This window comes from Citrobacter freundii complex sp. CFNIH2, assembly GCF_002880615.1.
Classification (GTDB): Bacteria; Pseudomonadota; Gammaproteobacteria; order Enterobacterales; family Enterobacteriaceae; genus Citrobacter_A; species Citrobacter_A amalonaticus_F.
In genome coordinates this window covers 2684612-2711259 of record NZ_CP025757.1, presented here as the reverse complement: position 1 = coordinate 2711259, position 26648 = coordinate 2684612, and the positions used below count along the sequence as shown (strand labels likewise).

At 53.2% G+C, this 26648-nt stretch carries 19 protein-coding genes and 3 pseudogenes; 16 read left to right on the top strand and 6 right to left on the bottom strand.

The window, feature by feature from the left end; translation table 11 throughout:
- The first annotated feature begins 144 nt into the window (after nucleotides 1–144).
- From fepB to WM46_RS13290, 6 genes are all read left to right on the top strand, one after another.
- Nucleotides 145–1131: a Fe2+-enterobactin ABC transporter substrate-binding protein gene (gene fepB, locus WM46_RS13315; protein ID WP_102602497.1), complete on the top strand. Its 987-nt coding sequence runs from the start codon at nucleotides 145–147 to the stop codon at nucleotides 1129–1131.
- A gap of 1 nt (nucleotide 1132) precedes the next feature.
- Nucleotides 1133–2146 carry a FecCD family ABC transporter permease gene (locus tag WM46_RS13310; protein ID WP_102602496.1) on the top strand — a complete coding sequence of 338 codons (1014 nt, stop codon included), beginning with the start codon at nucleotides 1133–1135 and terminating at the stop codon, nucleotides 2144–2146.
- Complete coding sequence (locus tag WM46_RS13305) at nucleotides 2143–3126, top strand: FecCD family ABC transporter permease (protein WP_102602495.1); 984 nt, start codon at nucleotides 2143–2145, stop codon at nucleotides 3124–3126. The genes WM46_RS13310 and WM46_RS13305 overlap by 4 nt, the downstream gene beginning before the upstream one ends.
- A gap of 152 nt (nucleotides 3127–3278) precedes the next feature.
- On the top strand, nucleotides 3279–5375 hold the full coding sequence (locus WM46_RS13300; RefSeq protein WP_102602494.1) for a TonB-dependent receptor: 2097 nt from the start codon (nucleotides 3279–3281) through the stop codon (nucleotides 5373–5375).
- A gap of 81 nt (nucleotides 5376–5456) precedes the next feature.
- Entirely contained in the window at nucleotides 5457–8216 is a 2760-nt protein-coding gene (locus WM46_RS13295; protein WP_102602493.1) for a condensation domain-containing protein, read from the top strand.
- On the top strand, nucleotides 8213–9376 hold the full coding sequence (locus WM46_RS13290) for a YncE family protein (RefSeq protein ID WP_102602492.1): 1164 nt from the start codon (nucleotides 8213–8215) through the stop codon (nucleotides 9374–9376). The genes WM46_RS13295 and WM46_RS13290 overlap by 4 nt, the downstream gene beginning before the upstream one ends.
- A gap of 611 nt (nucleotides 9377–9987) precedes the next feature.
- Here WM46_RS13290 and WM46_RS26635 read toward each other — a convergent pair.
- Nucleotides 9988–10243, bottom strand: a pseudogene (locus tag WM46_RS26635) (IS3 family transposase); the annotation flags it as partial.
- A 128-nt stretch (nucleotides 10244–10371) separates the two neighbouring features.
- On the opposite strand from WM46_RS26635, the gene WM46_RS13270 reads away from it, so the two are divergent.
- The 5 genes and pseudogenes from WM46_RS13270 (at nucleotide 10372) to WM46_RS26840 (ending at nucleotide 14087) form a co-directional block, all read left to right on the top strand.
- Nucleotides 10372–11364, top strand: a complete 993-nt coding sequence (locus tag WM46_RS13270) for an ABC transporter substrate-binding protein (RefSeq protein ID WP_262360387.1) — start codon at nucleotides 10372–10374, stop codon at nucleotides 11362–11364.
- On the top strand, nucleotides 11361–12389 hold the full coding sequence (locus WM46_RS13265) for a FecCD family ABC transporter permease (protein WP_102602488.1): 1029 nt from the start codon (nucleotides 11361–11363) through the stop codon (nucleotides 12387–12389). The genes WM46_RS13270 and WM46_RS13265 overlap by 4 nt, the downstream gene beginning before the upstream one ends.
- A gap of 2 nt (nucleotides 12390–12391) precedes the next feature.
- A complete protein-coding gene (locus tag WM46_RS13260) occupies nucleotides 12392–13147 on the top strand; it encodes an ABC transporter ATP-binding protein (RefSeq protein WP_187394376.1) in 756 nt (251 codons plus the stop codon).
- A 176-nt stretch (nucleotides 13148–13323) separates the two neighbouring features.
- Nucleotides 13324–13431, top strand: a pseudogene (locus WM46_RS26845) (toxin); the annotation flags it as partial.
- 281 nt (nucleotides 13432–13712) lie between these two features.
- Entirely contained in the window at nucleotides 13713–14087 is a 375-nt protein-coding gene (locus WM46_RS26840; protein ID WP_410374611.1) for a hypothetical protein, read from the top strand.
- Nucleotides 14088–14169: 82 nt separating this feature from the next.
- Here the strand turns inward: WM46_RS26840 and WM46_RS13245 are convergent, their stop codons facing one another.
- Nucleotides 14170–14484 (bottom strand): PTS sugar transporter subunit IIB, encoded by a 315-nt coding sequence (locus tag WM46_RS13245; RefSeq protein ID WP_102603836.1) that lies wholly within the window; start codon nucleotides 14482–14484, stop codon nucleotides 14170–14172.
- A 338-nt stretch (nucleotides 14485–14822) separates the two neighbouring features.
- Here WM46_RS13245 and WM46_RS13240 point away from each other — a divergent pair, with 338 nt between their 5' ends.
- The 3 genes and pseudogenes from WM46_RS13240 to WM46_RS13230 all read left to right on the top strand — a co-directional run bounded on the left by WM46_RS13240 (nucleotide 14823) and on the right by WM46_RS13230 (nucleotide 17992).
- On the top strand, nucleotides 14823–15878 hold the full coding sequence (locus tag WM46_RS13240; protein ID WP_102602486.1) for an NAD(P)-dependent alcohol dehydrogenase: 1056 nt from the start codon (nucleotides 14823–14825) through the stop codon (nucleotides 15876–15878).
- A gap of 233 nt (nucleotides 15879–16111) precedes the next feature.
- Nucleotides 16112–16945, top strand: a pseudogene (locus WM46_RS13235) (class I SAM-dependent methyltransferase); the annotation flags it as partial.
- 156 nt (nucleotides 16946–17101) lie between these two features.
- Nucleotides 17102–17992, top strand: a complete 891-nt coding sequence (locus WM46_RS13230; RefSeq protein ID WP_061076555.1) for a LysR family transcriptional regulator — start codon at nucleotides 17102–17104, stop codon at nucleotides 17990–17992.
- 4 nt (nucleotides 17993–17996) lie between these two features.
- Here the strand turns inward: WM46_RS13230 and WM46_RS13225 are convergent, their stop codons facing one another.
- Both WM46_RS13225 and WM46_RS13220 read right to left on the bottom strand, forming a co-directional pair.
- A complete protein-coding gene (locus WM46_RS13225; RefSeq protein ID WP_102602484.1) occupies nucleotides 17997–18404 on the bottom strand; it encodes a cupin domain-containing protein in 408 nt (135 codons plus the stop codon).
- The gene (locus WM46_RS13220) at nucleotides 18401–19615 is read right to left on the bottom strand and encodes a multidrug effflux MFS transporter (protein ID WP_102602483.1); all 1215 of its coding nucleotides are present in this window, start codon (nucleotides 19613–19615) and stop codon (nucleotides 18401–18403) included. Before WM46_RS13220 ends, WM46_RS13225 begins: the two co-directional genes overlap by 4 nt.
- Nucleotides 19616–20061: 446 nt before the next feature.
- On the opposite strand from WM46_RS13220, the gene WM46_RS13215 reads away from it, so the two are divergent.
- Together WM46_RS13215 and WM46_RS13210 are read left to right on the top strand one after the other, a co-directional pair.
- A complete protein-coding gene (locus WM46_RS13215) occupies nucleotides 20062–21606 on the top strand; it encodes a peptide MFS transporter (protein WP_102602482.1) in 1545 nt (514 codons plus the stop codon).
- Between the two features lie 601 nt (nucleotides 21607–22207).
- Nucleotides 22208–25159, top strand: a complete 2952-nt coding sequence (locus tag WM46_RS13210) for an autotransporter outer membrane beta-barrel domain-containing protein (RefSeq protein ID WP_262360386.1) — start codon at nucleotides 22208–22210, stop codon at nucleotides 25157–25159.
- 64 nt (nucleotides 25160–25223) lie between these two features.
- Here the strand turns inward: WM46_RS13210 and WM46_RS13205 are convergent, their stop codons facing one another.
- Both WM46_RS13205 and WM46_RS13200 read right to left on the bottom strand, forming a co-directional pair.
- Nucleotides 25224–25733: a hypothetical protein gene (locus WM46_RS13205; protein ID WP_061076561.1), complete on the bottom strand. Its 510-nt coding sequence runs from the start codon at nucleotides 25731–25733 to the stop codon at nucleotides 25224–25226.
- Between the two features lie 170 nt (nucleotides 25734–25903).
- Entirely contained in the window at nucleotides 25904–26536 is a 633-nt protein-coding gene (locus WM46_RS13200; protein ID WP_102602481.1) for a LysE family transporter, read from the bottom strand.
- Nucleotides 26537–26648 lie beyond the last annotated feature (112 nt).

Sequence of the window (26648 nt, the reverse complement as noted above, 5' to 3'; positions counted from 1 at the left end):
ATGCGAATGAAAATGATAATTATTATTCTTGCTGTTGATGTTTATTCAAAAGAAAGGCTATGATGCGATGGTTTACGATGGGTTAATTGCTGACCAAAGGGCTGAACGCGCCGATCGGAAGAGTGGCAGAGGGAGCAGGCAAAAATGAACGTTTGTAGGGAAAAACAACGCCATTGGTTTAAGAGTGTCATGTGGGCGCTCGGACTGGTCATGTTTGCGGGGCAATGCGTCGCACAGGGATGGCCGAGAACGTTTCATAATGCCGATGACACGGTCACGTCGATTCCTCAGCAGCCCAAACGCATATTATCGACCGCCGTCAGCGTCACCGGAACCCTGCTGGCGATTGATGCGCCGGTTGTCGCCAGCGCCACGGCGGTGAACGGTCAGTTCTTCGGCCAGTGGCAGGACGTCGCAAAAGCCAAAAAGGTCGCGAAGGTGTGGCCGGCGGGCAGCGTCGATCTGGAACAGGCGTGGGCCGCAGCACCGGATTTAATTGTGGTATCAATCAATGGCGCGGATTCCGCGCGGGCACAGTTGGCGGATTTACAGGCCATTGCGCCGGTTATCGTGGTCAATTACGGCAATCAGACCTGGCAGGATCTGGCGCGCCAGTTGGGCGACGCGCTGGGGCTGGAGCAACAGGCCGCCGCACGTATTGCCGGTTTCGATGCGCTGATCGCCAGCACCAGAACGCGGATCCGCCTGCCGGAAGGGCAAGCCAATATTATCAATTTCAATGGGCCGGGCACTGTCAATCCCGTGGCGACACCGGAAAGCGTTCACGCGCGGCTGTTGCAATCACTGGGATTCACCCTCGAAGCGCCCGACCCCGCATGGCAAAGTCATCTCACCCGCTCGGGCGATTTTATCTGGGTTGAATATGAAAACCTGACCCAGCTGAAAGCCGAAACAACCTTTTTGCTGAGCGCCAGCGATGTGCGTATAGACGAATTTATCAACGATCCTCTGTTACAGCGTTTGCCTTCTTCCCGCGCCCGCCAGGTCTACAGCCTGGGGCCTCACGCTTTTCGCGTCGATTTCTACAGCGCCAGTGAAATGGTTAAGGCAATCGCCGATCGTTTTGTCGTTGAAACGCCGTCCGCTGCGGCCACGCCGGAGGCGCGCTGAGATGTTTGCGCAGTGTGCGGGACGTGGGATGCGAAGTGCAGGGCTGGGCGGTGGTTTTCTTATTCTGTTGATGCTGGGTTTCTCCAGTCTCTGGTTTGGTTCGCGGACGATCCCGCCTGCGGTGATCTGGCAGGCGTTGACGCAGTTCGATCCGCAAAACAGCGCGCATCTGCTGGTCTGGCATTTACGCCTGCCGCGCACGCTGCTGGCGATGGTGGTCGGCGCGGCGCTTGGCGGAGCCGGGGTGATAATGCAGACGCTGACTCGCAATCCACTGGCGGACCCCGGCCTGTTAGGCGTTAACGCGGGCGCCACGCTGGCGATTGTGCTGTCGATTGCCTTTTTAAATGTCACCAGCGTCAGCAGTTATATGGTATTCGGTGTGGCTGGTGCCGGGGTTATCAGTATTCTGGTATTTATGATGGGTGGCCTGAACCACGCCAATCCGATTCGTATCGTGCTGGCTGGCGCGGCGCTGACTATCGTTCTGCTGAGTCTGACGCAATTGGTTATTCTGAACAGCGACGCCGACGCCTTCGACAGGTTTCGTCACTGGGTGACGGGCGCGTTGCAGGGACGGGGGTATGACGTGCTGCTGCCGGTCTCGGTACTTGCGTGTGTCGGTATTATTCTGGCGCTGGCGGGAGGGCGAATGCTGGACGTGGCGGCGCTGGGACTGGACACAGGACGCGCACTTGGCATTAACCCGCATGTGCTCGCAGGGATCTCTGCCGCGATCATCGTCATTCTGGCGGGTGCGGCCACGGCAGCGGCCGGACCGATCGGCTTTGTCGGTCTCACCGCGCCCCATTTTGCACGGGCTTTTGTCGGCTCGGGACACCGTCTGCTGCTGCCGTGGGCGATGATGTTCTCTGCAATACTGGTACTCAGCGCGGATATTCTCGGGCGGATAATTGGTCATCCCGGCGAGATTGGCGTCGGCATTATGGCAGCGTTAATCGGCGGACCGTTCTTCGTGCTGCTGGTTAAACGCTGGCAGGGGGCGCGCGTATGAGTCAGAGGGCCGGATGGGTGTGCGCCGCCCTGGCGCTGTTGCTTGGGGTGACGGGCCTGTATGCCTTGCTGGTCGGGCGTTTCATGCTTCCCGTGGAGTCAGCCTTCCAGGCGCTGCGGGGAGAAGGTGATCCGACGGCGCAGCATATTGTCAGGATGATCCGTTTGCCCCGCGTCCTGACCGCCATTCTGGTTGGCTTTGCGTTAGGCGTTTCCGGCGCGCTCTTTCAGTCGGTATCGAAAAATGTGCTGGGTTCCCCGGACGTGATCGGTTTTACCACCGGCGCAGCGACCGGGGCGATTATCCAGATCATTTTGTTTGAAGGAAACCCGGTCGCCATTGTGCTTTCTGCCATGGCCGGCGGGTTCGCCACCGCGCTGCTGGTCTATTATCTGGCGCGCCATTATGGCGTGGTGAAGGGCCAGCGACTGGTGCTGATGGGGATAGGCGTCGGAGCGGTACTCAGCGCGCTTAATGCGCTGCTGCTGGTGAAAGGTGATATCGACAATGCCGTGACCGCCACGCTCTGGCTGGCCGGTACCACGCAGGGACGCAACTGGTATCACGTGGCACCGGTGGCGTTAAGTCTTCTGGTGCTGCTTCCGGCCATTGTTCTGCACGCCAGAGCGATAAATATCATGGCGATGGGAGATGATATTGCCAGCCAGCTTGGGGTGCGCGTTGAGCGGACGCGAAGAACGGTAACGTTCTGCGCCGTCACGCTGGCCGCGGTGGCCACCAGTGCGACAGGGCCAATCGCGTTTATTGCCCTGATTGCGCCGCAGCTGGCGTTACGCTTAACCAGAACGCCGGGATTACCGGTTTTCAGCGCCGGGCTGGCTGGCAGTTGCCTGCTTCTGGGTGCCGATATGCTTACGCAAATTCAGCCGCTGGCATTAACCCTTCCCGTTGGCCTAATGACCGGGATTATCGGCGGCGTTTATTTACTTATTCTGCTGTTGCGAATGCCTTCCGTTTAGGTGGTATTTTTTCAGGCGGGCTCGGTGCGTCTGATGAGAAAGTAAGTCACTCATAATAAGGCCGTCAGGCTGCCAATATAAAGCAATGTGTTCTTTGTCGCTCAATCTAACAATAAGCAAATTTAGTGCGCATTTTGGGAAAGGAGAAAACAATGAGCGAACTAGAGAGTGATAAAGCACAACAGATATTTTTAAAATACCGACGCCGCAGTACGGCGAAGAAATACCCTGTTCCTTACGCAATATTTGGTTTATATGTATTTGCCGCCGGAGACGTCATGGCCGCAGAAGAAGTATCTCTGCGTGACGATAATTCTCAACCGGATACGATTGTGGTCACCGGAGAGAAAGTGGCCCGGACGCTCTACGATACCAGCGGCAGCGTCGAGGTATTTGATGACGCACGTATTAATGCGATGCCGGGCGCGTCCCAGGTCTCGGATCTCTTAAAAATGACCGCCAACGTTGTCGATACCGGTATCGGCAACGATCTGCCTACGATTCGCGGTATCGACGGCTCAGGCCCGGCAAACGGGGCGAATGCTTTCCTGAATGGCACCCGGCCGCGGTTGAATCTTTCGCTGGACGGGCGTTCCCTGACCTACAACGAGCTGGCGTTTGGGCCGCAATCCTTGTGGGATATGGAGCGGGTTGAGGTCTGGCGCGGACCGCAAAGCTATATCCAGGGGCGCAACGCGATTGCCGGCGCCGTGGTGATGACCAGTAAAGATCCGACCTTCGACTGGGAATCCTCAGTGAAGGCGGGCGGCGGGAATCAAAGCTCTACCGTGGCTTCCGCGATGTTATCTGGGCCGATTATTGAAGATCAACTGGCGTTTCGTCTCAGCGCCGATAGACAGCGGCGCGACAGCTTCGTCAATTTAATCTCTTACGATCCGGTGGGCGATCCGCGGGAAATTGAAGCCACCAATCTGCGCGGCAAGTTATTGTTCAACCCGGCCGGGCTTCGCGAACTCACCACTAAACTGACCGTTAACCACTTTGACAGTCGGGCGCCGCAGAATGAGACGCTGAGTCCGAAAAATCATGTCAGCGCTCGTTTCGACCCACGGCGTCCGGTGTTTGAGACCACTTCGACCAGCGGTATCTGGGATCTGGCCTGGGAAGCCTCGGAAAGCCTCAGCCTGGAGAACAAGCTGATCTACACCGATTTTGACAACCACCGTCGCACCGTAGAAAGCCTGCCGTGGGCCAATATTGACGGGAAAGAGTTCCAGACCGAGCCGCTGGCCCGCTTTGGCGTCAAAGGCGATACCCTGCGCGGACTGGTGGGTGCGCGTTATTTCCACGCCTCGCAGGATGAGTTTGTGAACCTGTTCGGCGGCAGTAAGTTCAAGGATAAAACGGAAACCTACTCGGCGTTTGGCGAACTGACCTGGGCCGTGACCTCAGAGGTGGATATCACCGCCGCAAGCCGCGTCGAGCGCGAGCATCGTCAGCGCAAAGGCGGTGCGACCCGGAAGGTGGATTTTGATGAAACCTGGGACGTTTTCCTGCCGAAACTTGATATTGCCTGGAAACCGTTACCGCAACAGACGTTAGGCATGAAGGTGTCGCGAGGATATAACGCTGGCGGGGCGGGAATGACCTTTGTCGCGCCGTTAATTAACTATACCTACGATCCTGAATATGTCTGGAGCTATGAATTATACAGCCGTCACGGGATAAGCGACTGGAATCTGGAATTAACCAGCAACCTGTTTTACAACGATTATAAAGATATGCAGTTACCGTATTATCTTAATTCCAACAGTAGTTCGATGGTGATCAGAAATGCGGATAAAGTCGAAACGTACGGCGCGGAACTGGGTGCTATCTGGAAACCAACGCTGGATTTTGAACTGAACAGCTCCGTTGGGGTTTTAAAAACCAAGATTAAAAAATTCTCCAGCAGCGGAATAGACGGACATGAATTACCGCGAGCACCGTCATTAACGGCAAACCTCGGCGCGAAATATATGCTGATGCCCGGACTGGAATTGAGCGGAGACGTTCGCTTTACCGATACCTATTATTCCCAGTATGACAACGATAGCCGGGGCGAAATTCCCTCGTCATGGATAGCGAATATGCAGGTGGCTTATACCTTCACCCATGGCCGCGTCAGCGTCTTTGCGCAAAACCTGTTTGATTCTGACAAGCGGATTATGGTGATCGACAACGATGTTTCGACGGCGGTGTTGCAGCGCCCTCGTCTTGTCGGCGTTGCCGTGCAACTGGATTTCTGAGGCGAAAAGCGTGGGGGAGGTTCGGCTCCCCCAAATATCAACACGATCTGGCGAGGTGGGCAGTTCGCCTGAGAGGGGTTTATGAGTACGATTTTTTATCAGTCCGGCATGCAGCGTACGGAAAAGGCCAGCGAGGCTGAAGAACAGATCTGGTTTGAGCATCAACAGCAGCAGCATGGTGAAAGCCAGCATTGCTTTGCCTGGACGCTCGATAGCCGCGTCGATACCGGGCGTTTAGTGAATGCGCTCACTCTGGCGCAGCAGCAGACCGGCGCGGCGAACCTGAACTATGACTATGATGACGCACGCGGGTTGGTTCGACGGCCAGCCTCCGTATCGCCGGGCGTGACGATACAGGCCATTCGTCATGAACGGCAGGCGTCAGAGGCGTTGCTGCGGTTAAAAGAGACACCGTTCGATCTCGCCAGCACCACGCCGCTCCACTTTTACCTTTTTATTGGTGAAGAGATCTGCATCCTGGGAATGGTGGTCCACGATATCCTGCTCATTTCGCTGGGATTGCCGGAAATAGTGCAGACCGTCAGCGCGTTTTACAACGGGCAAGACGGCACTCAGCCGCGCGAGTCCTCGCCGCCCGGAAGTCTGCCATCTCCCGTGGGCAGTCACTTATTGTCATCCTGCGCGGCGCTGCCGGGACACGTCGACCACGGCGTTCACCTGCGCACTACTCTGCCGGTCAGCGCTGGCCCGCAGGAACAGGCACTCAGCGAGTGGACCGCAGGCGTTGCGCTGGCGCTCAGCGAGATCGCCGGACAGGCGCAGATCACGCTCTGGTTCGAGGGCGACCGCTTTCAGAATGGCAACCCCGCGCCGCTGGTGCTGACCTGCGCGGGTAAATCATCTGCAGAACTTGCTGTACTCATTCATCGGCACGTGCAGGGCCACGATATTATGCTCCCGCTGGCTAACGAAGGCGTGCCGTTGCGCGTGTGCTGGCAGACTGCGTTATCTTTACACGGGATTGTGTGTGAGCCTTTATCATTACCGCCGGGGCATACGCGCTGGCCGTTGACGGTGGCGTTTCAGGATCCCGCGCAGGTGGAGATTATCGCCGGGGCGCAGATCGCAGGCTGGGTCGCGGAATACTTACTGTTTAAGAGCATTCAATGCCAGGACGCGCAGGTCAGCCAACTGCCGGTTAGCGTTGTCGTACCGCAGTCTACTTACTCTGGCGAAGCGGATGTTCAGCAGCGCATTCTGGAGGCGTTTCGCGAAGCGCTGGCGATGCCGGAAATGGGTGAAAACGACGACTTCTTTGATTTTGGCGGGCATTCGCTTATTGCCACACGAATTATCGGGCGCTTAAAAAACGACTATAGCATTGAGATCAACATTAACGATCTGTTCAGTTATCCGACCGCAGCGCAACTGGCGGCGTGTGCGAAAATGGATGAGGCACAGGCCAGCGGCGCGGTGTGCGAAAATGCGTATGTCAGCCAGCTTCAGGCACCTCTCTCCCTGGCGCAAAAGTCGTTATGGAAGATTTACAAGGCGCTGGGATTCAGCGAAGCGTTCAATATTCCGTTTGCGCTGCGCTTTCTTGATGCTATTGATGAAGAGATTTTCCGCCAGGCGTTCAGCGATATCCTGGTGCGTCATTCGGGTTTGCGTAGCGTGTTTGTGGACATTGGCGGCGAGATTTACCAGCAGGTCATTCCGCCCCAGATGCTCTCTCAGTACGAATGGTTCTGGCCCTCGGACAGCCAGCAGCATGAGCCTCTTGATCAGGCGCTGAAGCGCGCCGCAGATCATCATTTTGAACTGGATAATGAGCTGCCCATTCGCATTACCTTTTTCAGGGATGAGAAAAATGGTCAGCAGGTGGTGTCGCTGCTGTTCCACCATATCGTGCTGGATGAGTGGTCCGCCAATCTGCTGATGGATGAGCTTGCTCTGGCGGTGAAGAGTCGCTCAGCGGGTCGTGCGCCGGAGTGGAAGAGCGTTCCGCCGCCGTTCCATGCATTTGCGTTGCAACAGCATGAAGAGGGGCTTAACGATCGGCATCTGCGTTACTGGCTCGATCGCCTGTACGGCGTGTCGCCAGCGATGCCCATTTTCGCCGCCAAAGAGCAGGTGAGGGAAGCCTCCGGTTCACACGGCGGATGGGTGGAATGCAAAGTCGAACGCGAGGTGGCAAAGGGGCTTTATCAGCTGGCGAAACAGCAGGGCGCGTCGCTGTTTAACGTTATGTACGGCGGTATTGCGGCTGCGCTGCATTTGCTTGGCAACCTCAGAGAGCTGACGATAGGTACCTCCGCCTCCGGACGTAATGATGCACAATTCTTTGATACCATTGGCTATTTCACCACCGTGGTGGCGCATCGCATACAGTTTACCCAGGTGCCAACCATCAATGCCCTGATCGATGACGTGAAGCGGCAAATCAATGATTCAATGCCCTATACCGACATTCCAGTCGACCTGGTGGAAGAAGCGCTGTTCGGCGATAAGCTTGCGCAGGACAGCCATATGTTCGAGGTTTTCATTCAGATCCACGCCAAAAACAAGCTCAACGGTGCGTTCCGTCTTGCCGACGACCGGGAGGTGCGTTTCCGCCAGGTTGATCCGGAAAAAACGGAGTCAGTGCTGGGGTTACAGTTTGAAGTGATGGAGGAACAAATCGACGGAGAACCAGACGTGCGAGTGATGCTGAGCTATCGCGCGGACCATTATTCTCCTGCTCAGGTTGATCTCATCGCCCAGACAACTCTTCAGCTGTTTACGGTCATGGCCGAGTCGGTGGGGGGGCCGGACGTAACGATGGCATCCCTGCGCGAGAAGATGAACATCGCCCAACAGGAAGGACAACAACATTTATGAACCCAATGGATCACATTCAGCTTAGCGATATTCAACGTATCTATCCTGCGACGACGGTGGTTGAGCTGGTCTTCAGCGACGCGCAACAGGCGTTGTTTGTCAGCGCGCCGGACTGGGAAGATGAAACGCAGTCGCGGGTGCTGCGCATTAATCCGCAGACGCTCAGCGTGGAAGCGGAGATCGCATTGCCGGTAAAAGGATTCGGCGTGGCGCTGGACGATAAGCGCGGTTTGCTTTATCTCACGCAGGGTTTTAATGGCTCGGTGGCGGTGGTGGATATCTGCAAGAACCGGCTTATCGCCACCATCCCGCTGATGGAAGAGGTCGTTTTTGAGCAACGTTACCAGCAGGAGGGCATTTCCGGCGCGCGGCTGGCGTTTTTGATGCGCGAACTGGCGCGCTTTGGCGTCAGTGAGGGCTATCCCTGGAAGCTTCGCGAACTGGTGTTTGATCCGGTCACGGAGCGGCTGTTTCTGCCGGGACTGGGGCTCGGGATCGACAGCGTTTTATTTGTTATCGATACCCGCGAGCGCAGGCTGGAAAAAGTGCTGCCAGGCTTTCGCTATAACGTCGTAGGCATCACGCTGGATAGCCAGGGGAGGAGAGTGTTTGTGTCGAATATGCAGGGACATCTTTTCGTTGTCGATCCGGACACGCTGAGCATCGTTCATTGCCATGAGGTGGCGGCCGATCAGTTACTGAATATGGTTTATGACCGCCGTCAGAACAGACTGTTTGGTGTGGATCAGGGAATCGATCGCCGAGACTGGCGGAACAACCATCTTGAACGGGACTACATTTCGCGCAGTCAGGGGCATGAAGTTTTTGTGCTCAATGCGGATACGGCTGAAATTATCGCCCGGATGGCGACGGATGAAATACCTATCGGTCTGGTATGGGATGATGAGCAAGAACGACTTTATGTTGCGAATCGGCGAGGGATACGCGTCGATAAGGGGGAAGGAACGCTTACTGTCTTTAATACTCGCAATTATACGAGAGTGCAGACACTACAAATTTCCCCTCATCCTAATAGTCTGGCGTTCGACACGGAGAAAAAATATCTATTTCTCACCGTGAAGAATGACGAAACGTTAATTCGGGATAAGCAACCAGAATGTGTAGCTCGCCTTCGTTTGATTAAAAAGACGGTAGAATAACTTTACAGACTCATATTTGCCTATCACTACAATGATAGGCTTTTTTATCTATAGAATTAGTAAGTAAATATTCAACTTTTGAACAGTTATAAAGAAAAATATTCTCAAGATACCTCGTTACCCAGCAACCAAAATGCCTATTACAGATGAGCATGTAACTGAATTCTATTTAAATAACAAGAGCATGGGTTTACTCCAGGATTGGCTGCGCCCCTGTAAATGTCATATTTCATATAAAGAGAATAGTATTTAACATCAAGAGGATCTTTGTTCTCATGGCAACAAGTAAAACACACACAGGACTAATCAGTCATAAAAACGGCATCAGACGCGTGCATCTTTATGAAACATCCACATCCTGGTGCGTCAGTCACCGAAGATGCTACAGTAAAATCACAGGACGACGCAGTGGAAACAGCAACAGTCTTAGTCGCTTACACCTGGACAGTATAATCCCCATTGAACAGGAGAAGGAGATAACGGAATGACAGGTCATTTGGGATCAGTTTGGTTATAGAGAACTATTGTACGGTAAACTTTTTTACACAGGCTTACCTATAGCGATAGGGTGAACCACCCCGGTTTTCCGGGAGAGTGTTTTGTCTGTGAACTCAGGCTGCCAGATCACCTTTTACAATGGAAGCGTAATATGCCTGTTCTGCTTCTGCCGGCGGGATATGACCTGGTCGTTCCAACAACCGTCGATTGTTGTACCCGCCCACCCACTTCAGCGCGGTTTTTCCCGCTCATCCGGTGTATCACCTCCGCTTTGTAAAGCCCGTTGATACTCTCCGCCATCGCGTTGTCGTATGAGTCGCCCGTGCTATCGGTCGGTGCCAGCAGTTCTGCATCCTTAAGCCGTTGTGAACCGCCCCGGGAATCCTGATATATGCAGGAGGTGTACTATGCGTTGACAGCGAATTTTAGAATACGTATATTGTTATGTTATAACATATCTTGTATTCGGAATTATGAAACTCACTTTCCCACTGTTGATGTCTGTACTGCTGTTGATTCCCCTGACTGGCGCAACCGCTGGCAACTATCCACTGACAATTGAAAACTGCGGCGTTAAAGAAACCTTTAACCATGCACCTTCACGTGTGGTGACAATTGGTCAACATGAAACGGAACTCATGTTGGCGCTGGAACTGGAAGATAAAATTGTAGGCACTGCCGTTTGGTTTGGAGCATTACCCGATGATTTACAAAAGCAAGGGGCGGGGCTGAAGCGACTTGCTGAGAATGCGCCGGGATTCGAAGCCGTAGCGGCCCAGCGCCCTGAGCTTGTTCTTGCTCAGTACAGCTGGCACGTTGGCCCGCAGGGAGAGGTTGCTACGCGTCAACAATTTGAACAGTTGGGTATCAGGACCTGGATCTCTCCAGCCGACTGTACTGCAAAAACAGTCACAGCTACCTCCAACGGCGATGGCGTACGATCAAAACCTTACTCAATCGATATCATTCTTGATGAAATCTCGGCGCTGGCGCGCGTTTTTGATGTGCCAGCACGTGGCGAGGCTCTGAAGCAGAAGCTGTCTGAGCGCATTGTCACCGCGCAGCAGCAAATCCACATGCATCCGCAAGCGCCACTTAAAGTGGTTTACTGGTTTTCAAGTCCACGTCTGAAAGGCGATCCATGGATAGCAGGCAGTAAAGGTGCGCCAGGCTGGATTAATAAAACACTGGGTCTGAACAATATCATCGATTCTGATGAGGAGTGGCCTGCGGTGACCTGGGAGCATATCGTTAAGTCTCAGCCTGATATTATTGTTATTGCGAGTATGGAAAGACGGCTTTATCCCGCCGATGACGTAGAGACTAAAAAACGGTTCCTGGAAACCGATCCCGTCACGCGTGAAATGCCTGCGGTCAAACAAGGGCATATAGTGGTGGTTCCTGCCATGTCGCTCAATCCATCATTGCGTAACGTAGAAGCAGTAGAACTGATTAGCCAGCAGATGAACGCTTTCGCTCCCTCCAGATGATTAGCAAATCTGTTTTTTACTGGCAAATCAGCCTGATAATTTCCTGCGGGATACTAAGTTTGCCGGTCATGATGATTCTTGCTGCGGCAACCGGCGATATACCGGTAAGTTTCGCGACTGCCTTTCGCGCAATAACCAATGGTCTGGGTCTAACACACTTTGATTTACCCGCCGTAGAAGCAGGGATTGTCTGGCAGTACCGTATGAGTCGTGCGCTGATGGCGGCCAGCTGCGGTGGAGGGCTGGCGTTATGCGGGCTGGTTCTGCAATCGCTTTTGCGTAACGCGCTTGCCGATCCTTATTTGCTGGGTATCTCAGCTGGTGCCTCAACCGGCGCCGTCAGCGTGATGCTGCTTGGTATTGGCAGCGGCTCCATCACGACGGGAGTCGGGGCGTTTATCGGAGCCTGTACCGCTTTTATGCTGATCATATTGTTATCGGGTGGTATGCGCGTGAATTCGGCACGCATCATTCTGGCTGGTATCGCCGGTACGCAGTTGTTTAACGCGTTAACATCGTACATTGTCAGTACGGCGGCCAATGCTGAACAGTCGCGCGGCGTTATGTTCTGGCTGTTGGGTAGCCTGAGTGGCGTACGCTGGGCTGATGCGCTGCTGTGCTTCGCTGTAGTCATCATGGGGTTGCTTATCGTGGTTTGCTATAGCCGCTCGCTGGACACCTTTAACTTTGGTACGGAAGTCTCCTCGACGCTCGGAACGCGAGTGCTGCAGGTACGCGTTATTTTACTGCTGACTACCGCGTTGATTACGGCGGTAATCGTCAGCGCCATCGGTGCCGTAGGCTTTGTTGGGCTGGTCATCCCGCATATAACCCGCATGATTGCCGGGCATCGTCATTTACTCATTATCCCTGTTGCTTTTCTTGCCGGATGCCATTTTATGATTCTTGCAGACCTGATCTCACGCACTCTGATTAGTCATCAGGTTTTGCCGATTGGCGTAGTAACTGCACTTGTGGGCGCACCTGTTTTTGCCATGATTCTGTACCGCAACCGGGAGAAATGATTATGCATATCGTGGTTGATAAGCTAAGTGTGACGCTCCAGGCTCGTCGGGTGTTATCTGATATCAGCTTTGTTGCGCACCGTTCACAAACGGTGGGGCTACTCGGTCCTAATGGCTCCGGTAAATCGACACTGATTCGCGCGATGGCTGGCGTCCAGCCCTGCGCGTGTGAGGGTGTGAAAATTGGCGGCAAGCTGACAAGTAACTTGAGCCAACGCCAGCTTTCCCGCACGCTTGCTTTTGTTCCACAGCATGCGGAGGCGGAGGCGGAGCTGAGTGTTATTGATATTGTTCGCCTCGGCCGCACGCCGCATCGCAATGCATTCACGCCATGGCGGCAGGCTGATGAAGATGCTGTACAACAGGCGCTTTCGATGATGAGGCTTGATGCTCTGACCCACAGAACCTGGCAGCGTCTGTCAGGCGGCGAGCGTCAGCGCTGTCAGATAGCCCGCGCGCTCACCCAGCAGCCGGATATTCTATTACTGGACGAACCGATTAATCATCTGGATATCCAATTCCAACTGGAGCTGATGCGCCTTATTTCCGCGCTGCCGATTACCGTGATTATGGCATTACACGATCTGAATCTGGCTGCAAGATATTGTCAGCACCTGGTCGTGCTGCATGAAGGTCACGTTGTGGCGTCGGGTCAACCTGCTGCTGTGCTTACCCCGGAGCTGATTCAGTCTACCTGGCAGGTCGATGCGACCATCTATCGAACTGAACGGGGAATGATGAATATCCAGTACGCCTGAAATAGGGCTCCGCAGAAACCATTATTGATATTCAGCCCCCGCTGGATTAAATCACCGGAATGTCAGCTTTGAGCGAGAGGCAGTCCAGGAACTGAACAAGATTACCATCAGCTCGTAAGACGTAGCCAATTCAGTCATCTATGCACTAAACCAGCCTGCAAAGAAGCGGTACCGGGTATTTGACCGTGACAGATATCCTTCATGCCAGGAGAGCATGTGGATTAATGAACAGTTGTTCTTATCGGGAAGTAAGTAATATTGTTCTTAGCCGATCGCGGCAGTGAGGTGGACTTCAAGAACCGAGAAGATTTGTACGGTCTGTGAAGAAATTGGTGATATTGGCGACTCGATGAACGACTCATCGAGTCGCATGAAAAACAAGGCGGGGGCACAAAAGGGCATTTATAAAGATGAAAAAAGAAAATGTCTATATTTATCAAAGGTTATTTGTGTTGTGTTATGTTCCTATTATCGCTGAATATTTCTTATAAATACCCGTTTGTTTAATGGTTCATCTATGCTACGTCATCGAAGATGATGAGCCGGCTCTTGCCGAGAGGTTTGTTTGCATGTCACGGTTTACTTATATTTAAGACAGCTATTTATCCCTTTTTTTAAAGAAGTATCCTTTATCTGCGATGGTTGCCATGAAGCACATGATTTCAAATATGTTGGACGGATGTACTACGATGCCGGTGATGGCCTGGTGTATCTTAAAGTCTGCGTGAAAGACGATGCCGCCAGGTTTTATTATTCGTTGGATGAACGCACCGGGTTCCCGGTAGGTGATCATGTGGAATACAGTAAACTTTCCGATGAGTATTTTAAAGAAAGAGGCATTGAACGCTTCACCGGGGCGTTTGTCGGGATGTGCTGCCAAGACTTCACCGGCGAGCGCATTTATGCCGACTTTGATTATTTCCTCTATTCCGCAAAATAATAGCAAATGAATCGAGGGGATGAACGTGAGAACCCCCTCGACCGTTATCGTTCATAATAAGAGGCCACTGCGGCCTCATGCGTCAGGCTGCCAGCTCAGGCATATTCTCCTTCACAAAATGTAAAACTTTCTCTGCATCCAGAGACGCATAGGGCAGGCTTTCAATAATGGCAACTGGACGCGCGTTGCCGACAATTTCATAAATCTCAGAGAGTTTGTATTGAATGTGCGGCGCAATGAGAAAACCGTCAAAAGCGGGAGCAACGCTGGCGAAATTATCCAGTCCTACCGCGCTAATCATGAGAGGGTGACCGCTGCTATCTGCCAGTACCTGCATCTTTTTGGCAAGCGAATTTGCCGTATTCCCGAACAAACAACAAATCAGAAGCTTTTTCATGTTTTTGACCTCCTGAAAACGGTTCTCAGAATAGGGCTGGACATGCGCAAAAAATGAGCGCCACATCTTATTTACGTGACAAATATATTGCCGGATTGACCGCACAGGCAGGCGTTCATCCGACCGTTGGCAGCGATGTCGACTAGACTTAAGCGGGTCTGCGTTGCTAACGCTGTTAATTTATGAATCAGGTTCATAAGGCCATGCCAGTGGATACCCTTACTGCCTCTTCGTCTAAACGATATTCTGCATGACATCGCCAGCGAGTGACGACGACAAGGCCTGCGCGCTGTGTCGTCCCTTTCACGCCATATGACCCATCATCAGGAGAACTATTCATGACGCTTAATGTAAAAGGTTACGCCGCGTTTGCCGCGAAAGAAGATTTGGCTCCGCATCAATTTGTTCGCCGCGATCCGCGCGACAATGATGTGGTTATCGAGATTTTGTATAGCGGGGTCTGTCACTCGGACATTCATAATGCGTTCAATGACTGGGGCGGCGCGAAATACCCGATGGTGCCGGGTCATGAGATCATTGGTCGCATTACGCATGTGGGTAGCGCCGTGACGAAATTTCGCGTCGGCGATTACGCCGGGGTGGGGTGTATGGTTGACTCCTGCCAGCACTGTAAACCTTGCGAGCAGGGGCTGGAACAGTATTGCGAAGAAGGAAACACGCTGACCTATAACGATATCGATCGCCATGATCATATGCCGACCTACGGCGGCTATTCCGATAAGATCGTGGTGACCGAAAAATTCGTCATCAAAATTCCCGAGACGCTGGATCTGAAAGGCGCGGCGCCGCTGCTGTGCGCCGGGATTACCACCTGGTCGCCGCTTCGCCACTGGAAGGTGGGGCCGGGCAGTCAGGTTGCGGTGGTGGGATTAGGCGGTCTGGGCCATATGGCGATCAAACTGGCGAAAGCGCTGGGGGCGGAGGTGACCTTGTTTAGTCGCTCTCCGAACAAAGAGGCGGATGCCCGTCGACTGGGCGCCGCGCATATTGTGATTTCAACTGATGAAAAGCAAATGCAGGGCGTCTATAACCAGTTCGATTTGATTATTGATACCGTTCCGTATGTTCACGATCTGAAACCGTATATCCCTACACTGGCGCTGAACGGTACCCTCGTACTGGTGGGGTATCTGGGCGATCTGGATCCTGTGCTGAACAGTACACCGCTGATTCTGGGGCGAAAATCGGTGGCGGGATCGGTGATCGGCGGCATCGCTGAAACGCAGGAGATGATCGATTTCTGTGCCGAACATCAGATCACGTCGGATATTGAACTTATTAATATCCAGGATATCAATGTCGCCTGGCAGCGAATGCTGAAAAGCGATGTGAAATATCGCTTCGTGATTGATATGGCTTCGCTGAACGCATGACGAAGTAAAGGCGGTACGCGGTACCGCCTCAGACTGCTGACAAAGCAGGAATAAAACGTGGTTTTCCTGCTTTGTGGTTATCAGCCGAAATCAGATTTTCCTGCTGACAAAATATGATCCGGTGTGAGCTGAGCAGGAAGTAATATTTCCGGGATCATGAGACAATACTGTCGTAGTGAAGGAGTGCTGGAATGATATTTCAGCCACCAGGTATATTACGATGAGATCAACGGATGAACCTTCTTGAACTGACGCTTCTGAGTGGGCAATACAACGATCGTGAAGCGGGCGGAAAGATCCCGTGGAATGATCCGGATTTCAGCCGCAGAATGCTGGAAAACCATTTGTCACAGGAACACGACTGGGCCAGTCGTAAACTCTCGGTCATTGAGCAACAGGTCGACTGGATCGCCCGCCAGCTTCCCGCGGGCGCAACAATACTTGATCTGGGATGCGGCCCCGGCTTTTACACCCAATGTCTCGCGCAGCGCGGATTTGATTGCACTGGCGTCGATTTCTCTCCGGCCTCTGTGCAGTGGGCGCGAGAACAGGCGCAGAGCGCAGCGCTGGACATTGATTATCAGGAACAGGACGTCCGCGACTACCAGCCTGACGGCACTTTTGATTTCATCATGATGACCTTCGGTGAAATCAATGTCTTTAGCGCTGAGGATGCGCAACGACTGGTGTCGCGCTGTGCAGCCTGGCTGAAGCCGGGGGGCAAGTTGCTGATTGAAGTGCATACGTTTGATGAAGTCAAAAGGCAGGGAACGGCGCCCGCGTCCTGGCAGCGCTGTCCGCAGGGGCTGTTTCTCGCTGAACCGCACCTGTTATTGAGCGAAAATCGCTGGGATGAGGATAGGCAAACCAGCACCACGACGTTCTGGGCGCTTAAGGCTGACGCCAGCGTCGTGCATTTTAGCAGCCAGACGCGTGCCTGGCGGGACGAAGCGTACCTGCAGTTGCTGGCGCAGTGCGGTTTTCACACGACGACCCTCATTGCCGCTGAAGAGTGGCCGGTCAGTGAAACCTTTGCCGGGAAGCTCTATGCCCTGATGGCCCATCGCGATACGGCGTAAATGATAATCTGCCTGCTCGCTAACCAGAGAAACCGGATGCCCGATAGCTTATGCTGTCGGGCTTTTTTTTAGACCGGGGAGCCTTACAATGCGGGGAGTGATTCACTATCATGCCTGAATCCCGCACCCTGTCAGGATCCGCCCATGCTTAAAGAAAACTTCAATGAACTGCAGATCTTTCTGGTGGTCGCCAGAGAGCGGAGTTTTACCAAAGCCGCTGCGAAGATTGGCGTTTCACAATCGGCCCTCAGCCACGCGATGAAAGCGCTGGAGGAACGTTTGAACCTGCGGCTTTTGACCCGCACCACCCGCAGCGTAGCGCCAACCGCCGCTGGCGAGAGAATTATCGCCTGTCTCGAACCGCGTATCGCCGATCTTGAGCAGGAACTGGAAGCGCTCATTCAACTGAACGGCACCCCCTCAGGCCATATCCGTTTATCCGCCGGAGAGCACGCGACGCGCAGTTTGCTGTGGCCGAGGCTGAAACCCTTTCTCAAAGCCTGGCCGCAAATCAGTGTCGAACTGGTGGTCGATAATGGTTTTGTGGATATCGTAGAAGGCCGTTTTGACGCGGGAGTGCGTCTGGGCGAAAGCGTTGATAAAGATATGGTCGCGGTAAAAATCGGCCCGGATATGCGGATGGCGGTGGTGGGATCGCCAGACTATTTTGCCGATCGTCCCGCGCCTGAAACACCGCATGAATTACAGAATCACCGGTGCATTAACATGCGCCTGCCTACTGCTGGCGGCTTGTACCACTGGGAATTCGAGCGAGACGGCAAGCCGCTGCGCGTCAGGGTGGAAGGGCAGTTGACCTTAAACCTGCTCACCGAACGCGTTGATGCCGCACTGTCCGGATTTGGCCTCACCTGCGTGCCGGAAGATTCTGTCGCTGAGTACGTCAAATCCGGCGCGCTGGTGCAGGTTCTGCAGGCGTGGTGCCCTGAATTTCCGGGCTACTATCTTTACTACCCCAGCCGCAAACAGCATCCGCCCGCGTTTGCGCGCCTGATCGAGGCGCTACGCTACCCCTGAATGATCAGGGTAGCTGGGCGTAGGCTTCCTCACTGACCGGCTCCAGCCATTCGTTGGAGGCTCCTTGTGCGGGGACTTCGACGGCAAGATGAGCAAACCAACTGTCGGCTGCCGCGCCGTGCCAGTGTTTGACGCCGGGCAGAATATTGACGACGTCTCCGGCGACCAGCGGCTGTGCCGGTTTATTCCACTCCTGATACCAGCCGCGTCCGCCGGTCACCAGCAGAATTTGCCCGCCTTTGTGGTGGATATGCCAGTGATTGCGACAGCCGGGTTCAAACACCACGTTGCCAATATTCACACCCTGCGTGGACAGCATATTCAGATAGCTGGTTCCCTGAAAATATTGCGCATACGCTTCGTTTTTCGGCCCTTTCGGGAAAATACCATTACCTGCAAATTGTTCGTTCATGATTTCTCCTGGGTTATGAGGGGGGCGGTCAATGCCATCACGGCACTGGCGACGGTAAACAAGGCGATGACCCAGCCCATTGTCCAGGGTGTGCCGTCGCTGAACAGGGCCAGAAGCAGCGATGAGATAATCCCACTGCCGTACTGTAGCGAGCCCATGAGCGCCGACGCCGAACCGGCAACGTTGGGCAGCGCGTCCAGCGCACAGGCGGTGGAGGTGGCGGCGATAATGCCGTTCATCGAGAAGAAAACAAAAATCGTCCCGACGATAAGGCTAATCCCACCGAATTTCAGCCCGGTCGCCGCCGCCAGCAACAGCGCGGCAAGCGTGGCGATCCCTATGGCAAATTTCAGTAACCGATCAAGCGGATAGCGATGCACCAGACGCCGGTTCACCAGGCTTACAGCCATCAGCCCCACGATATTCAGCGCAAACAACCAGCCATAATGCTGAGGTTCGATGCCAAAATAGCTGATGTAAACAAACGGCGAGCCGGTGATAAACGCATACGCCGCAACGTAGTAGAACGTCAGGCAGAGTGTGAATCGCAAAAACTGTGGATGCTTCAGCAATGCATAATAGTTGCGAAAAACGCCGGCGACAGAGGTTTTCAGCCGTTTTTCGGCGGGTAAGGTTTCAGGTAGCCAGAACAAGGTCATCAGGATGAAAGCGCCCACGATCGCCAGCAGCCAGAAAATGGCGTGCCAGGAGGTGATTTTGATCATCTGACCGCCCAGCAATGGTCCGCCAATCGGGGCAATCGCCATCACAATCATCAGCGTGGAGAGCATTTGCGCGGCACGCGTCCGGCTGAACAGGTCGCGGATCATCGCGCGCGCCAGCATCGGGCCGGTACAGGCGCCCAGCGCCTGAAACACTCGCCAGAAAACAATTTGCCCAATACTGGTTGAGAGGGCACATCCCACCGAACCGATGATGAACAGCGTAATGCCAATGAAAAGAGGCAGGCGGCGGCCGAAACGATCGCTGATTGGCCCCCAGATGAGCTGCGCAATGCAAAAACCAATCAAAAAACCGGTGATGGTCAGTTCGGCATCACCCTGTAAATCGTTCGCCATCACCGGCATGGCGGGTAAATAAATATCCGTGGATAAGGACGTAAACGCCATTAGCGCACTGAGAATAAGCACAAAAGTAAGGCCAGTCGATTTACCGGTTGCGGTGAGCGAACACGCCTGAGAGGTAATCATAGTCATCCATCGGGATATGAAGAGTGGGACGCAGTGTAGCGTTTTCAGACCCAGAGATAATGGCCGCCAACGGGATAGCCACTATGAGTATCATTCATAAATCCCGGTCAGTAAAAAAGACCGGACGTCACGGTTCGACCGTTTTCGCCCTTTCAGGGATAATGCTTCAAGGTAACGCCTTGTTTATTAATGAATTGATAAGCGATAATTTGCAGGCTTTTAAAGTCAATCATTATCCTTATTCATCAAACAGAAAATCTACAAAACTAGACATCTATCGAGTTTTCATCTTAAAGTCCTGATGTTGGCACTAGACAAAACTGTCTTGTGGTTATCAAATGGTTAAATAATATTTCGCTGAATGTAAATGATCGGCCAGATATATGAATGGTCGGCGGGTAATTCAGTGGCTACAAGCAAGACAACACACCCTTTCGGGAGAAATTATGCATTCCTCTGTTAATAAAAACGAAAGCCGAACGTTCTTCGGCCATCCCTATCCGCTGGGTTCACTGTTCTTCACGGAGATGTGGGAGCGATTTTCGTTTTACGGCATTCGTCCGTTACTGATCCTGTTCATGGCCGCGACCGTCTATGACGGCGGTATGGGGCTGGCGCGCGAAAATGCGTCCGCGATTGTCGGTATTTTTGCCGGCAGTATGTACCTGGCGGCACTGCCGGGTGGTTGGCTGGCAGATAACTGGCTCGGGCAGCAACGCGCGGTGTGGTACGGCTCGATCCTGATCGCGCTCGGCCATCTGTCTATTGCCCTGTCGGCCTGGATGGGCGACAACCTGTTCTTCATCGGTCTGATGTTTATCGTGCTGGGGTCGGGTCTGTTCAAAACCTGTATCTCGGTCATGGTGGGAACCCTCTACAAGAAAGGCGATGCCCGCCGCGATGGCGGTTTCTCGCTGTTCTATATGGGCATTAACATGGGGTCATTCATTGCCCCGCTGATCTCCGGCTGGTTGATTAAATCTCACGGCTGGCACTGGGGCTTTGGTATCGGCGGGATCGGGATGCTGGTTGCGCTGGTCATTTTCCGCGTGTTTGCCGTTCCTTCCATGAAACGCTACGACAGTGAAGTGGGGCTCGATTCAACCTGGAACAGCCCGGTGGTGAAGAAAAACGGCGTGGGCGGTTGGTTGCTGGCGCTGGCGGTCGGTGTTGCCATTATCGTGACGCTGATTGCCCAGGGGGTGATCGTCATTAACCCGGTCGCCGTTGCCAGTATGCTGGTCTACGTCATTGCCGCTTCGGTGGCGCTCTACTTTATCTATCTGTTCGTGTTTGCCGGGCTGACGCGCAAAGAGCGCGCCAGGCTGCTGGTTTGCTTCATTCTGCTGGTTTCTGCGGCCTTCTTCTGGTCGGCTTTTGAGCAGAAACCGACCTCGTTCAACCTGTTCGCGAACGACTACACCAACCGCATGATCGGTGATTTTGAAATTCCTGCCGTCTGGTTCCAGTCGATCAACGCCCTGTTTATCATCCTGCTGGCTCCGGTCTTCAGCTGGGCCTGGCCGGCACTGGCGCGCAGAAACGTGCGTCCGAGCAGTATCACCAAGTTTGTTATCGGCATTCTGTGCGCGGCGGCGGGCTTTGGTCTGATGATGATGGCGGCGCAGAACGTGTTGAACAGCGGTGGGGCGGGCGTATCGCCGTTCTGGCTGGTGGGCAGCATTCTGATGCTGACGTTGGGCGAACTGTGTCTGAGCCCGATTGGTCTGGCGACCATGACGCTGTTAGCACCAGAAAGAATGCGGGGCCAGATGATGGGTCTGTGGTTCTGCGCCAGCGCATTGGGTAACCTGGCGGCGGGTCTGATTGGTGGGCACGTTAAGGCTGACCAACTGGATATGCTGCCCGACCTCTTCGCCCGCTGCTCCATTGCGTTGCTGATTTGCGCGGCAGTACTGATTGTGCTGATTGTTCCGGTGCGTCGGATGCTGGAAAACGCACAAGTGAAAACAGAGCAAAAACCGGCGTAATATGCCTGACCGATAATTAACACTCACTGATAAAACCGGCGACTGATGCGCCGGTTTTATTTTTCCCTCCAGACAAAAAAGTTATTCTGACGAAAGAAACTCACGCCTCATCATAGATGACCCCATTTTCAACAAAATTTTCACCCTGTCCGCAGAAACGCCGAGCCGTTATTGCTGAGTCGTCGGATATGACCTGATGAGATTCCGTCGCTCTCCCTCATAAAAATGGCTTCTCACATCATCTCTTATGTCTGGCTAATGTGGAAAGATCTTAAGTGAGGATAAACTATTCTTAAATACCTCATTTCTGAATAGCATTTAATGAAATTATATTCTGTATATAATGTTATTTAAGGAATTATATTCTTTTAATGTTGTATTTTTAAGATAATTGAATTGTCGTCATTACTAAGGTCATTTCATTTGTTCTCACGCCTGATATCTGGAAAATATAGTCTAAATACCGCAATGAGACTCTGGGCGTTCGGGTCGGTTAGTCAGGCGTTAAATTGCCGTTACTTTTACTAAAAATATACACCTCTGCACTGCATTGATTAATACGATGTATGGCGTGCTGTTATTTGAAACAGTGGATATTGATATGAAGAGAAAAGAATTTAAATTAACAACCATGGCGTTGTTAATCAGTAGTCTGTTAATGGCAGATAATGTCTGCGCTGCCATTCATGATGTAGATGGTATTATTAACGGAAGCGGAATCATCGCTAAAGATCAGGAATATAAAATCATTAGCACCGCAGGGGAAAACAATACGATCTCCGTGGCGAATAATGGTGGTGTAACCATTACCAACCCTGGCGGAACGCCCACGGTTTCGGGTGGGGGCGAATTTGAAAACGGCGACTTTTTAATTTCCAACGGGACAGTGATTGTTGCCAACAGCGGAACCATTAATTTAGGTTCAGGGACTACCGTGAATCATATCATCGGTGATGTGATTCCAGGCACCGTGGTGGGGCGACCAGACATCCCGCTGGATGCCGATTATCAGTTCATGTATGCGGTGGGGATCGTTAAGGTCGGCGGCACCAGTGCCGCTTATCTCGCGCAAAAAGGCTCTATCGTTGCCGATAATTTGACGATAAATCTCAGCCAGAAACGTGACGGCAAAGATATTGCCGGCATTTATGGCGATAAAAACAATGCCGTCTTTACCTTAACCGGGAACACCACGGTTAATGCGGCGGTGACCGGGGCGAATGGTAAGAATTTTGCGATCTATGCGAAGTCGGGATCGAAAATCAATGCCGAAAATTTGATCGTCAATAGTAAAGGAACGCTCTACGCTGTTGGCCTCGATTCGGAATCTGTGGTGGATGCCGATCGTTCGTTGATTCGTTATCAAAACGCCACGATTACATCCGTCGCCGATCAGTATGCGGACGGTATCAGTGCCAATGCGGGTCACGTTGAAGCGCTTGGCGACACCTCTATTGATGTCACCGTGAACGATGCGCATGGCGTGATTTCCGGGATCTGGGTTTCAGATGGTCTCACAGGCGTCGATCTGGATGCGCATGTGACCATGGCAGGGAAGACGAGCCTGCTGCTGAAATCGGGCGGAGATAATACCGTTCTCAGTGGCGTCGAGTCCGTGGGTGCTTCGCAGTTTACCAGTAACGACCTGAACATCACGCTGGACACTCAGGGGCATCAGCAAACAACCGGTACCGGCATTCGGGCCAGTAAAGAAGATGCACTCACTGCGGGTAAAATCGACATTAATGGTCGTCTGAACATTGATGTTGTCGATACCACCCGCAGCGGGAGCTGGAACTACGTCCGTGCGGACAAGGGCGGCGAAATCACGCTGAACGGCGGGGTACAGATGGGGGTTAACTACAATGACCCGGACGCCACCGCTATTCTGGCTGAAAATGCAGACTCTCGCGTGACGATTAACCCGCAAAAAGTCCAGGTTGTCGGGACTATCGAAGCCAATGATTCCGCCGTGGTTGATGTTACTGCAATCAACCAGTCGCGTTTCGTCGGGGGGACGGTAACCAGCGGCAATGCGGTGAATAACCTGTCGCTGGCGGACGGCTCGGCCTGGAACATGACCAAAAGTTCTCAGCTCACGCACCTGACGCTGGACGACTCCACGCTGACTTTTATGCCAGCCAGTACGAAAATCTTCAAGCTGGCGCGCGATGCCGCAAGTTTCAAAACCCTGACGGTGGACGGTGATTATACTGGCGCTAACGGTAATCTCGTGATGAACACCCAACTGGGCGATGATGCGTCACCGACTGACCGGATGATAGTTGCGGGCAACACCTCGGGTACCACCAACGTTAACGTGCTGAATGCCGGGGGGGCAGGCGGCCTGACGACTGATGGTATCGAGCTGATTAGCGTCGGCGGCAATTCTGACGGTGTGTTTAAACAACATGGCCGTATCGTGGCCGGCGCCTATGACTACACCCTGCATCGTGGCGAAGGCCAGAACAACAAGAACTGGTACCTGAGCAGCGCCCTGTCTCCGGTGACTCCGGTGGATCCTGTGTATCCAACCGATCCTACCGATCCGCCGTCGCCATCTCCGACACCGCGTGAACATGCGGTACGTCCGGAAGCGGGTCTGTACGGTATGAACCTGCAGGCGGCGAACACGCTGTTTAACACCCGTTTACAGGATCGTCTGGGTGAAACGCATTATGTGGATGCGCTGACCGGCGAAGAAACCGTCACCAGCCTGTGGCAGCGTAACGTTGGCGGGCATACCCGTCAGAAAGACAGCAGTGGCCAACTGGCGATGCAGAGCAACCGCTATGTCATGCAGCTCGGCGGCGATCTTGCGCAGTGGTCTTCGAACAACACCGACCGCTACCACCTGGGCCTGATGGCAGGCTACGCCAATCAGAAGAGTCGTGCCGAGAACCAGCGTAACGGTAATCGCGCTGACAGTCGTATCAGCGGTTACAGCGCGGGTCTGTACGGCACCTGGCTGCAGGACAACGAAACCCACGAAGGGGCATACGTTGACACCTGGGCGCAGTACAGCTGGTTTAATAACACCGTTTCTGGTCGCGGCGTCGAATCAGAAGCGTACGATTCCAAAGGTTTTACCGCCTCTGTCGAATCCGGTTATACCTGGAAACTGGCGGAGCTCAGCGAGCGTAATACACTGTATATCCAGCCAAAAGCCCAGATCACCTGGATGGGCGTGAAGGCGGATGAGCACAAAGAAGTTAACGGTACCCGCGTGGAAGGCAATGGCGACGGCAATATCCAGACCCGCGTCGGCGTCCGTCTGTTCGGCAAGGGTCACAACAAACTGGACGACGGTAAAGGCCGCACCTTCCAGCCGTTTGTCGAAGCCAACTGGATCCGCAACAGCAAAGACTTTGGCGTCGCAATGAACGGTGAGAACGTGAATCTGAAGGGCGCCCGCAATATCGGCGAACTGAAAGCCGGTGTTGAAGGCCAGTTGACGAAGAACGTCGCCCTGTGGGGGAACGTCGCTCAGCAGATTGGTGACAACGGCTACAGCGATACTTCAGCGATGATCGGTATTAAAGCGTCGTTCTGATGACAAAATCCCCGGCGGCGCAATGCCACCGGGGGAATTCCCGCTGACGCCGGAGCTTCGGGGATTACCGTGCAAAACCATTATTGATACAGATTTGCCCACTGGTACGCAGAGTAAAGGCAATCGTTCCGGGATAGTTACTGTAATAGTTATGCTCTTCTTCCAGTCCTTTTTCCTGCGCCAGTTTTACCGTCTCCAGTGAACAGGTACGGTATATCAAATCTTTTTCCATCAGTTTCTGTTTTTCGAGTTGTTGTGCGGGAGGAAGTGCTAACCATTTTTCAGAAAGTGAATAATCGAAGACCACGCGCTGACCCCTGGCCTGAATGTTTTGCGCCGTAATGTAATCATCAATTTTCACGCTGGACTGGCCGCGCATTTTTTTCTGTTCTTCTGCTGCCGCATATTTTGCCAGCGCGTCACTGTCCATTCCGGCGATTTTTTCCTTATAGGCTGCCACATAGCCTGCTGGCTGCTGATAGTGGTTGCTGTAGGCCTTGCGCATATCGTTGTCGCTCATCGTACAGCCGGCGAGAATAAACGGTAATAAAAGAAGTGATTTATTTTTTAACATCAGATTGTTCCCATTCTGCCATTATGGTGAATAATTAAACCCGTCTCTCTCTGCGTTAAATTTATTTAAAAGAGAGCGTTTGCTTTTTTTGGTAATAATGTTTTACAGCAAAGAGAATGGCAGGGGCAAATACTGCCCCCTGAAACTACTTTATTTCAGGGGGGAGAGATTTAGCGATGGGTAATGCCTTCGTAGATTAACCGTAACGCCAGCAGGCCAATAATCGCGCCGATGATGCGACTGGCGATGCGCTGTATTCTGCCGTATGCCCGGCGCACGGCGGGCAACGAAAAGGCCTGACTCAGAAAGACGCGCCAGATAACCGAAGAGAGCACAATCCCGGCCCAGGCCATCATTCTTGCCCACATGGGCGTGTCGGCACTCAGCGTGACGGAGAAGATACTGATAAAAAACAGGACGGTTTGTGGATTTGACAGATCGGTCAGTAAGCCGCGACGAAAGAACACCGTCCACGGCGCGCTAACGGGTTGCTGCAGCGTTGGCATTTGCGGCGTGGCCTGGTGACGAATACTGTTCCAGGCAAACCACAGCAGATACGCGCCGCCGCCAATTTTGATCAGCGAAAATATCGCCTCGCACTGGGTAATCAGCGTCGCCATGCCAAACAGTCCCAGCCCGGAATAGATTGCGTCACCTAATGCGACGCCCAGACCGGTTAATACGCCTGCGCGCCGTCCTGAGGCCAGACTGGTTTGCACTACCACAAACAGATTGGCGCCGGGGTTGAAAAAGGTTAGCACGAACAGGCTGACGGTGAGGAAAACCGCATGCAGAGGTTCCATAAACCACATTTCCCTGAATTGGATAAAGTAACCTCATCATATTTATCACAAAACCAGGGGGATGCGAATGGTGTCACAAAGAGGGAGGTGAGGGCAGAAAACCACCCGTGTT

Excerpts from the sequence above, each read along its gene's own strand:
- WM46_RS13295 (WP_102602493.1), top strand. The coding sequence starts at position 5,457 with ATGAGTACGATTTTTTATCAGTCCGGCATGCAGCGTACGGAAAAGGCC.
- WM46_RS13215 (WP_102602482.1), top strand. The coding sequence starts at position 20,062 with ATGCATTCCTCTGTTAATAAAAACGAAAGCCGAACGTTCTTCGGCCAT.
- WM46_RS13265 (WP_102602488.1), top strand. The coding sequence starts at position 11,361 with ATGATTAGCAAATCTGTTTTTTACTGGCAAATCAGCCTGATAATTTCC.
- WM46_RS13270 (WP_262360387.1), top strand. The coding sequence starts at position 10,372 with ATGTCTGTACTGCTGTTGATTCCCCTGACTGGCGCAACCGCTGGCAAC.
- WM46_RS13290 (WP_102602492.1), top strand. The coding sequence starts at position 8,213 with ATGAACCCAATGGATCACATTCAGCTTAGCGATATTCAACGTATCTAT.
- fepB (WP_102602497.1), top strand. The coding sequence starts at position 145 with ATGAACGTTTGTAGGGAAAAACAACGCCATTGGTTTAAGAGTGTCATG.
- WM46_RS13310 (WP_102602496.1), top strand. The coding sequence starts at position 1,133 with ATGTTTGCGCAGTGTGCGGGACGTGGGATGCGAAGTGCAGGGCTGGGC.
- WM46_RS13245 (WP_102603836.1), bottom strand. The coding sequence starts at position 14,484 with ATGAAAAAGCTTCTGATTTGTTGTTTGTTCGGGAATACGGCAAATTCG.
- WM46_RS13205 (WP_061076561.1), bottom strand. The coding sequence starts at position 25,733 with ATGTTAAAAAATAAATCACTTCTTTTATTACCGTTTATTCTCGCCGGC.
- WM46_RS13210 (WP_262360386.1), top strand. The coding sequence starts at position 22,208 with ATGAAGAGAAAAGAATTTAAATTAACAACCATGGCGTTGTTAATCAGT.
- WM46_RS13300 (WP_102602494.1), top strand. The coding sequence starts at position 3,279 with ATGAGCGAACTAGAGAGTGATAAAGCACAACAGATATTTTTAAAATAC.
- WM46_RS13305 (WP_102602495.1), top strand. The coding sequence starts at position 2,143 with ATGAGTCAGAGGGCCGGATGGGTGTGCGCCGCCCTGGCGCTGTTGCTT.
- WM46_RS13220 (WP_102602483.1), bottom strand. The coding sequence starts at position 19,615 with ATGATTACCTCTCAGGCGTGTTCGCTCACCGCAACCGGTAAATCGACT.
- WM46_RS13200 (WP_102602481.1), bottom strand. The coding sequence starts at position 26,536 with ATGGAACCTCTGCATGCGGTTTTCCTCACCGTCAGCCTGTTCGTGCTA.
- WM46_RS13225 (WP_102602484.1), bottom strand. The coding sequence starts at position 18,404 with ATGAACGAACAATTTGCAGGTAATGGTATTTTCCCGAAAGGGCCGAAA.
- WM46_RS13230 (WP_061076555.1), top strand. The coding sequence starts at position 17,102 with ATGCTTAAAGAAAACTTCAATGAACTGCAGATCTTTCTGGTGGTCGCC.
- WM46_RS13240 (WP_102602486.1), top strand. The coding sequence starts at position 14,823 with ATGACGCTTAATGTAAAAGGTTACGCCGCGTTTGCCGCGAAAGAAGAT.
- WM46_RS13260 (WP_187394376.1), top strand. The coding sequence starts at position 12,392 with ATGCATATCGTGGTTGATAAGCTAAGTGTGACGCTCCAGGCTCGTCGG.